Raw genomic sequence first — 2,374 nt, forward strand, 5'->3', positions numbered from 1 at the left:
ACGATATCGGCTATCTCTTCTCCGGAAACAACCCGCTCGTTCGTAAGCTCGATTCTCGCTCCCATCCTTGCTAGAACACGGAGCATTCCACTCCTCAATGGATTTACGAGAACGTTCCGGGCGACGATTTCAGAGCGGGGGGTGACGAGGGCAGCGACGATGAAAAAGGCAGCCGCGGAAAAATCCGCGGGGACATCCACATCCAGGGGCCGCAGCTCGCCATGGGGAGAAATTTTTATCCAGTCCCCTGAGCGTGAAACATCGGCCCCCATCGACTGCAGCATCTTCTCCGTGTGGTCTCTCGTGGGAAGAGGCTCCTTCACCTCCGCCTCGACGCCCTGTGCTGCAGCTGCCACGAGAATTGCAGACTTGACCTGGGCGCTTGCCACGGGCATTTCATAGCGGATCGACTGCAAGTTGCCACCTCTGATCACCAGCGGCGGATATCGCCCATTATCTCTTCCCAGGACTGTTGCTCCCATTTTGGATAGAGGAGTTGTAATCCTTTCCATCGGCCTTTTCCGCAGATATCTGTCACCTGTGATGATGGATAACCCATCGATTGCAGCCAGAATCCCCGAACCGATGCGCATTGTCGTACCCGAATTGCCGGCGTACAGAACGTCCGAAGGCTCTCCCAGACCCGAAGCGCCCTTTCCCAGAACCGTTATTTCCTCCCCGTGATCGGAAATTTCCGCGCCAATCATCTCAACGAGCCGCCTCGACATCGTAACATCTTCCGCTGAAAGCAGGTTTCTTATCCTCGATTTTCCCTTGGCCAGCGACGACAGCAATACCCCGCGATGGCTGATCGACTTGTCGCCCGGCAGAAACAGCTCTCCCCTGAGGGCCTTGACTTTCTTCTTCATCTATATGGAGTCCCTCTTTTTCTTCGAAAGGTTGAAGTACCTGTTCATCCCCGGCACATCCTCTTCCCTGATCAGAGCCTCGAGCTGCGACAGGTTCTTTTTGAAATGTCTCAGCGCCATGACGATCTCCCTTTTGTTTTCCACCATGATCTCCGACCACATGGTCGGGTCCGATGATGCTATCCTTGTAAAATCCTTGAAACCGCCGGCAGAATACCCGAGTGGCAACGCAGAATCGAATGTGGCGACTGCATGGACAAGGGAGTATGCCACGATATGCGGGAGGTGGGAAACGAAGGCAAAAACGTGGTCGTGGTATCCTGCCCCTACCTCGAGAACGCGCGCGCCCGTTCTCTTCCACAAGCTTTTCACCATCCTGATTTTACTTGCCGGAGTACCCTTGTAAGGGGTAAGAAAAACAACCCGGGATTTGAAGAGATCGGGGAAGCAGTTCTCATAACCGGACTTTTCGGTCCCCGCGATGGGATGCCCGCCGATAAAAAACGGCCCCTTCGTGTATTCACTCAACTCGTCGCATATCGGCCCCTTCACGCTCCCGCAATCTGTGAGAATCGCGTCTGTTCTCAGTTTCGCGATCAGTTTTCTCCCCACCTCCTTGCTTCGCTCAACCGGAATGGCAAGAAAGAGAACGTCCACCTCTTTGTATTTGTTTCCCCTGAGCACCTCCGTTATCGAGCCATCTTCAAGGGACATATGGAGCCTTTTCCTGCTTCTGTCATAACCCATAATCGTCAATTCCGGTGATGAGCGTGAAAGTGCCTTGGCCAGTGACCCACCGATCAGGCCGAGCCCGTAGATTCCCACGTTCAAATTCTTCAATGCTATATCCTCCTCCCCACGGCACCGGCAACAGCACCCGCTTTTCTCATCATCTCGGCAAATAACTCCGGCCTGAGCGACTGAGGCCCATCGGACAGGGCTTCTTCGGGTTTCGTGTGCACCTCTACCATTATGCCGTCAGCCCCGGCCGCGATAGCTGCCGCTGAAAGAACGTGAACGAGGTCGGCCTTGCCTGACGCGTGTGACGGATCCACAATAACCGGTAGATGTGTCAGTTGCTTCAACACGGGCAGCGCGCTGATATCCAGGGTGTTTCTCGTTGACGTCTCGAAGGTACGGATTCCCCTTTCACAGAGTATGATCTTCGCGTTTCCCTGAGAAGCGATATACTCTGCAGACATGAGCAGCTCGTGTACCGTGGCGCTGAGCCCCCTCTTCAGAATAACCGGCTTGTCTGCTTTGCCCACTTCCGTCAGAAGCCGGAAGTTCTGCATGTTTCTCGCCCCTATCTGGATTATATCCGCGTACTTTATGAGGAGATCGATATCTCTCGTATCCATGAGCTCCGTGGCAACGGGGAGCCCGGTCCGCTCCCTTGCCTCGGCCAATATCTTCAACCCTTCCTCCCCGAGTCCCTGGAAGCTATAGGGCGATGTCCGGGGTTTGAATGCCCCACCCCGCAAAAAGGCTGCGCCCGATTTTTT

General features: G+C 54.7%; 2 protein-coding genes and 1 pseudogene (1 of these 3 only partly in view). All 3 read right to left on the reverse strand.

The window, feature by feature from the left end:
• A partial coding sequence (locus GTN70_11055) for a 3-phosphoshikimate 1-carboxyvinyltransferase (protein NIO17503.1) occupies positions 1 to 869 on the reverse strand: 869 nt, incomplete at its 3' end.
• A complete protein-coding gene (locus GTN70_11060; GenBank protein NIO17504.1) occupies positions 870 to 1,709 on the reverse strand; it encodes a prephenate dehydrogenase/arogenate dehydrogenase family protein in 840 nt (279 codons plus the stop codon). It abuts the gene before it with no gap.
• A gap of 2 nt (positions 1,710 to 1,711) precedes the next feature.
• Positions 1,712 to 2,374: pseudogene (aroF, locus tag GTN70_11065) on the reverse strand (3-deoxy-7-phosphoheptulonate synthase); it runs 305 nt beyond the window's last position.

The organism is Deltaproteobacteria bacterium, from assembly GCA_011773515.1.
Classification (GTDB): Bacteria; Desulfobacterota; Deferrimicrobia; order J040; family J040; genus WVXK01.